Annotated in this window: 4 protein-coding genes, 1 tRNA gene and 1 pseudogene; 1 reads left to right on the top strand and 5 read right to left on the bottom strand. The window is 52.2% G+C overall.

Going from position 1 to position 6000, the window contains the following annotated elements; translation table 11 throughout:
• Positions 1-215 precede the first annotated feature (215 nt).
• The 3 genes from thiL to lnt form a co-directional block, all read right to left on the bottom strand.
• Positions 216-1724 carry a thiamine-phosphate kinase gene (thiL, locus tag OOT00_RS13770; protein WP_265425970.1) on the bottom strand — a complete coding sequence of 503 codons (1509 nt, stop codon included), beginning with the start codon at positions 1722-1724 and terminating at the stop codon, positions 216-218.
• Positions 1721-2834, bottom strand: a protein-coding gene (gene prfB / locus OOT00_RS13775; protein WP_265425971.1) for a peptide chain release factor 2 whose coding sequence is annotated in 2 segments (ribosomal slippage) — positions 1721-2776 and positions 2778-2834 — 1113 coding nt in all. Because the reading frame shifts where the segments join, the coding sequence is not laid out codon by codon here. The genes thiL and prfB overlap by 4 nt, the downstream gene beginning before the upstream one ends.
• A 62-nt stretch (positions 2835-2896) precedes the next feature.
• Positions 2897-4477, bottom strand: coding sequence for an apolipoprotein N-acyltransferase (lnt, locus tag OOT00_RS13780; protein WP_265425972.1), 1581 nt, complete (start codon positions 4475-4477; stop codon positions 2897-2899).
• Between the two features lie 140 nt (positions 4478-4617).
• On the opposite strand from lnt, the gene OOT00_RS13785 reads away from it, so the two are divergent.
• Positions 4618-4929: an STAS domain-containing protein gene (locus OOT00_RS13785; protein ID WP_265425973.1), complete on the top strand. Its 312-nt coding sequence runs from the start codon at positions 4618-4620 to the stop codon at positions 4927-4929.
• 62 nt (positions 4930-4991) lie between these two features.
• On the opposite strand, the gene OOT00_RS13790 is transcribed toward OOT00_RS13785, so the two are convergent.
• Positions 4992-5068, bottom strand: a tRNA-Pro gene (locus tag OOT00_RS13790).
• Between the two features lie 201 nt (positions 5069-5269).
• Positions 5270-6000 (bottom strand): annotated as a pseudogene (locus OOT00_RS13795) (IS3 family transposase); the annotation flags it as partial.

Genomic DNA, 6000 nt, shown 5'->3' on the forward strand with positions numbered 1-6000 from the left:
ATTGTCACAGGCCTGCGCGGACGGCTGCCTGTCCCTGACAGTCTTTGTATGTCTGTGTTTCTCTGGGTCTGTGCCCTTAATGTCTTTAAGGTCTTTAAGGTCTTTAAGGTCTTTAGGGTCTTTAGGGTCTTTAGGGTCTTTAGGGTCTTTAGGGTCTTTAGGGTAGACTGGCTTTTGTGTTTTTCTGGTCTGTGTTCTTAATCTCTTTACGCTTTTTATCCATGGGAAAACCCATGGTCGGCCCATTCGGGAAGCCCTGTGATCCGGCCTTCGGAGGATTCAAGACAGGTACCGATGCGGGTGATGTCGGAAAGCTTCGTGCGCAGTTTTTCAGCCATGCTATCTTCTGTTGTGAAAAGGAGCTCATAGTCTTCTCCGCCGGTTAAGGCAAAGGAAAGGGGATCTTTTCCGTAGCGGCTGCAGTAGGCCAGAAGGTCCGGTGACAAAGGGATGGCGTGGGGATCAAGGGCAAGGGTGAGGCCGGAAGCCTTTGCCAGATGCAGGGCATCCCCTGCAAGGCCATCACTGATATCCATGAGACAGCAGACTCCCGCATCCGAAAGAAAGCCGGCAGCATCGAAGCGGGCTTTGGGTTTAATGAAACGGCGGATAAGGGGGGCTGCCCCTTTGCGGTTTCCGGAAAGAAGGGCATGGCAACCTGCGGCGGCATCTCCTGAAAAGCCTGTCACATAAATGCCTTCTCCGGTTTTTGCAAGGGACCGGCGGGGAAAAAATTCTCCTCCCTCTCCTGCCACAAAAAGGTCCACACAGAGGGCTTCGGCTTTGCAGATATTGCCACCAGCAATACTGCCCCCGGTTTCCGCAAGGGCCTGGCGCATGCCCTGCTGCAGGGCAAGGATATCCTCCTCTTTTTCTCCGGGGGGAAGGCCCAGATTGACAAAAAGTGCAACAGGTCTTGCAAAGGAAGCGGCAAGGTCACTGGCAGCGGCCATAACCGCTTTGTACCCCAGCTCTTCAAAGGACATCCAGTTTCTTAGGAAATGAACCCCCTCCCTCTGGGTGTCGGTGGAGATCACGGGCTTTTGCAAACAAAGCAGAAGGGCGGCATCATCTCCGGGCCCCACAGGAATGGCGGGGTCTTTTTTGTCTGCTGTCAGTTTTCGGATCAGGCTAAACTCATCCCAGTAGATGTTTCCCGCAGATTTTTTGGGTGTGGGGGCGAAGCGTTTGTGCCAGCTGTCAAAGCGTTCCAGCTGATGGTCTCCGAAACGGGCCAGCTGATTTCGTATGCTGGCAAGGGGTTTTTCCCTGCCCGCTTCCCCGGGGTTTTTGGAGAAGAATTTATCTGCATAGCAGATGATTTTTTCTTCAAGGGAGAGCGGCTGCATGTCCCGTGGGGGCAGGGGCAATTCTGCTTTCTGAATTTCTTCCTTTGAAAGGCCGGTTCCCGTGTGGCGCTCACATACCAGAGCGTGACGGGGCAGGCCCTCTTTTTTCAGTATGTCATGGCCGAGAAAGCCATGGCATATATAGGAATGTTTCCCATGGCAGCCGATATCCGATGCATGGGTGAGGCCTATCCCGATATCGTGCAGAAGGGCGGCTTCGGCAATGAAGTTGAGATCCGGCCCTTCTTCCATAACCTGCAAGGCCGCATCCAGCGCTTTGCGGGCCACCATGCGGGAGTGCTGCAGCAGAATATCCCTTGCAGGGTGGCCTTCGGGGTAATAGTGATTCAGGATTGTCAGGACCCTGGGATTCATGCCTTGCCCTTTGCATGGCTCCTGCGGAGCAGTTCCGCCTGGATGAAGCCGTCCAGAGAACCGTCCAACACGGCTTGGCTGTTGCCTGTCTCGTGGTTGGTTCTGTGATCCTTGATCATCTGGTAAGGATGGAGCACATAGGAGCGTATCTGGGATCCCCAGGCAATTTCTCCTTTGCTGTCATGCATTTCCTGCATTTTTTCATCCTGCTTCTGTTTTTCCAGTTGATACAGGCGGGACTGCAGAACCTTCATGGCCATTTCCCGGTTTCTGTGCTGGGATTTTTCCTGCTGGCAGGAAACCACAATGCCTGTGGGCAGGTGGGTGATGCGGATGGCGGAGCTGGTTTTGTTCACATGCTGACCGCCGGCACCCGAAGCCCGGAAGACGTCAACCCGCAGATCCTTATCTTCGATATCGATTTCGATTTCCTGATTCACTTCAGGGTAAACAAAAACGGAGGCAAAGGATGTCTGTCTTTTACCGTTGGCGTTAAAAGGGGAGATGCGTACCAGTCTGTGGACTCCGGATTCGGTTTTGAGATAGCCGAAGGCAAATTCTCCGCTCACGGTAAAGGTGACACCTTTAATGCCTGCCTCATCTCCGGGCTGGTAATCCACCATCTGCATGGAAAAGCCTTTGCGCTCCACCCAGCGGGTGTACATACGGAACAGCATTTCCGCCCAGTCCTGAGCCTCCGTTCCTCCGGCACCGGCATTGATGGACATGATGGCTGTGGCGGAGTCATCTTCTCCGTCCAGCATCAGCTTTAAGGAAAGATCGCCAAGGCTTTCTTCCACATCATCCATTTGCATGGCCACATCTTTAATGGTTTCTTCGTCTCCTTCTTCCACAGCCATTTCCAGAAGCATTTCCGCATCATTAATAGCGCCTTCTATTTTTTGATAGCTTTCCAGTTTTCCTGATAGGAAGGTGCGTTCCTGAAGAATGGGTCTGGCTGCTTCCGGGTTGTCCCAAAATCCTTTATGGGCGATGATGGATTCAATTTCACTCAAACGGTAGCGGAGGTGTTCGAGGTCAAAGACACCCCTTTAACTGAAGGAGTTGGGCGCGCTGATCCTTTGTGCGCTGCTTCAGTTCTGCGGACATGGTATTCTCCTTAAAAGTAAGTGAAGCCCCTTTACGTTGAGGGGAGTGTGCTTCCTGATGGGTCAGGATTTTTTTTTCTTACGCAGTTCTGCCAGTCTTCCCATGGAGACAGGCAGGACGGGTATCACAGCTTTGAATAATACCACAAAGAGGCAGGCCCATGCAAAAAAATCCCCGATTTCGGCGTAAAGGCTTTTTCCTTTGAGCAGGGGGGCTCGGACGTTGAGGGTGTCTGTGGTATTCATGGCTGTTTTTTTCTCTATGCGTCCCGTCGGGAGGATTAGGGCGCTGATGCCTGTGTTGGCACTGCGTATGACGGTTTTACGGAATTCAACGGCACGGAACTGGCTGAAGGCGAGGTGCTGGGCCGGGCCGCCGGTATTGCCGAACCAGGCATCATTGGTCTGGACCGCAAGGAGTTCGGCCCCTTTTGCCACAGCCTCCCTTGCCATGTGGGGGAACACGCTCTCAAAGCATATCAGGGGGGCGAGAAGCCTGTCCTGAAAGGCAAGGACGGGTGGATGCATGCCGGGAGTGAACTCTCCTGCGGGAACGATAAACTGATCAAGAAATGGCAGATAGCGTTTCAGGGGGATGTATTCACCAAAGGGAACGAGGTGGCGTTTGTCGTAGCGGGCAAGGATATCTCCCTCGGGGCTGATCAGGTAGCTTCTATTGAAAAAAAGGTAGTTTCCGCCGGATGCTGTCTCGTAGGCAGGTGAGCCCGTGAGGTGATATCCTCCGGATTCCCTTATGTGGGTAAGAATCTGCCGGGTGGGGGCTTTGTCCGTAAAGAGGTAAAAGGGGGTGGCGGTTTCCGGCCAGAGGAAAAGACGGTTTTCGTCTTCAGGTGCTTTGGCCATGAGCCTGTGGTAACGATCAAGGGTTTTTTTTTGGAATGCCGGATCCCATTTCTGGTCCGGGGGAAAGTTCCCCTGAAGGATGGAGACTTCAATGCCCGGGGCATGGGCTGTTATTTTTTCAATGTTTTTTATACGGATATGGCCGTACGAACCGAGGCAGAGCCATAGGCAGAGGGAGATGACCATGTTTTTTCCTTTTTTTCCCGGAAAGGCCAGAGCTGTATTTGCCATAACAATGGCAAAGGAAACAAGGTAGACTCCGCCCATATCCGCCGACTGTATGAGGAGGGGAGTTTCGGCAAGGCCGTGGCCCAGCTGTGCCCATGGGAAGCCGGTGAAAAGGTGTCCGCGTATGAACTCAAGAGCTGTCCATGCAGCCGGAGCAAGGAGGAGAATATTTTTTTTTTTCTGGTAAATATGGTGGATGAAAAGAAAGAAAAATGCCGGATAAAGGGCCATGTAGGAGGCAAGAAGACCCAGGGCCCCCAGGGCTGCGGGCCAGGGAAGGCCGCCGAAGGCCTGTACGGTGGCAGCCAGCCAGTGCAGGGTTACGGAAAAGAAAAAAAAACCGAAAAAAAATCCACACCGGAAAGCCTTGCCAGAGCTGTCTGCTCTGGCGGACATACGTATGGGCAGGGCAGATGCCATAAACAGGAGGGGCCAGAAACCAAAAGGGGGAAAGGCAAGAGCTGTAGCAATACCGCAGGCAGATGCTGTGGCTGGTGCGGAAAGACGGGCATAGAGCATGGAGGGGTCTCCCGGATAAAAGAACAGATTCACATTGAGATTCCTCTGGCCTTGTGCTATTTTTTCAGGAAAGTCTTTTCAGCAGGACCTCTTATTGAATCCCGCCAGATTTTGTTTTTCCGTTGTCGGAGTCCCGGCATCTCTTTTTTTCCAAAATATACGGAGTGCATGCCATGAGTCAGATTGTAAAGGAGCAGGACCGGACCATTGTCATTCCCGGCGTGGATATTGTTGCGTCCATGGCCAATGATTTTCGCACGGAATTGCAGAACCTGATACAGGATAGCAGCGGTGATATTGAGCTGGACCTTGCAGGTGTTGAGATGGTGGATTCCGTTGGTATCGGTGTGATTATTGCCACCCATAACTCTCTGACGCGTCAGAATCGAAGGTTGAAAGTGGTAAATGTTGCGAGAGATATCTACAGCCTGTTCAGTACCATGCGACTGGACCGGCATTTTTCCGTAGAACCTCTAGCTTCCTGAAAGGCTGTTCCGGTAAGCTCAGACAAATACAAAACGCCCTGTTAAGGGCGTTTTTTGATGTGTGGTCGGGGCGAGAGGATTCGAACCTCCGACATCCTGCTCCCAAAGCAGGCGCGCTACCAGGCTGCGCTACACCCCGAAGAATAAAGATGGTACTTACCACGCTTCCCCGTCTTGTGCAAGTGTCTTCTTTGCCCCAAATCCTCCATCAAATTTATCCACACCCCTCCTGTGGTGTTTCGGGAGGCTTTTTTCAGCCCTCAACAGGGCGGCGAGAATTCAAAAAGGGTCTTTTTATGATGAATACATCTCAAGTATAAGGCGCAAGACTCAAAATCAATCAATCTTCGGTAATTTTAGACGCAGCTATCCCTCTTGAGGCAATTTTTAGAAAAATGGGGTCGGTCGTCAATAGCGGACACCAAAATATGTAAGCCGCCTGCTGCTCTTTGAAAAATTGTTTCTCATAGGATGCAGGAGAGAGATAGCCAAGCCTCTTCTGCCGTCGTTGCCGATTGTAAAAGATTTCTATGTGGGTTGTAATCTGGCGTATGGCTTCCTGCCGGGTTTCGTAGCGCCGATGATGAACAAGTTCGTTTTTCAGTACACCCCAAAAGCTTTCAATGGGAGCGTTGTCGTAGCCGTTCCCCCTGCGGCTCATGGATGCCCGCTTTGAACTGGTCAAGGAATTTTCGGTAGTCTGCGGCGCAATATTGGCTACCACGGTCGGAATGATGAATCAGGCCATCTGCAGGCCTTTTGGCGACGACGGCGCGAAACAGTGACTGGGAGACCAGGTTTTTTGTCATACGCTCTCCCATTGCGTAGCCTACGACCTCTCCGGTAAAAAGGTCCTTGTGACCGGCAAGGTATAACCACCCCTCCGCCGTAGGAATGTACGTGATATCCGTTACCCGGACCTGATTCGGTGCCTCCGTTACAAAGCTCTGCTCCAGAAGGTTGGCGGCAACCGGCAGCTTGTGGTTTGAATTCGTGGTTGCCTTGAATTTTTTAACCTGTTTGCAGCGAAGCCCCAGGTTCCTGCGAATCCGCTTGATCCGGTGAACCCCA

Source organism: Desulfobotulus pelophilus, assembly GCF_026155325.1.
Taxonomy (GTDB): domain Bacteria; phylum Desulfobacterota; class Desulfobacteria; order Desulfobacterales; family ASO4-4; genus Desulfobotulus; species Desulfobotulus pelophilus.

What these genes read in the sequence shown, in the direction of transcription:
- OOT00_RS13785 (WP_265425973.1), top strand. Translation starts at nt 4,618, where the DNA reads ATGAGTCAGATTGTAAAGGAGCAGGACCGGACCATTGTCATTCCCGGC.
- thiL (WP_265425970.1), bottom strand. Translation starts at nt 1,724, where the DNA reads ATGAATCCCAGGGTCCTGACAATCCTGAATCACTATTACCCCGAAGGC.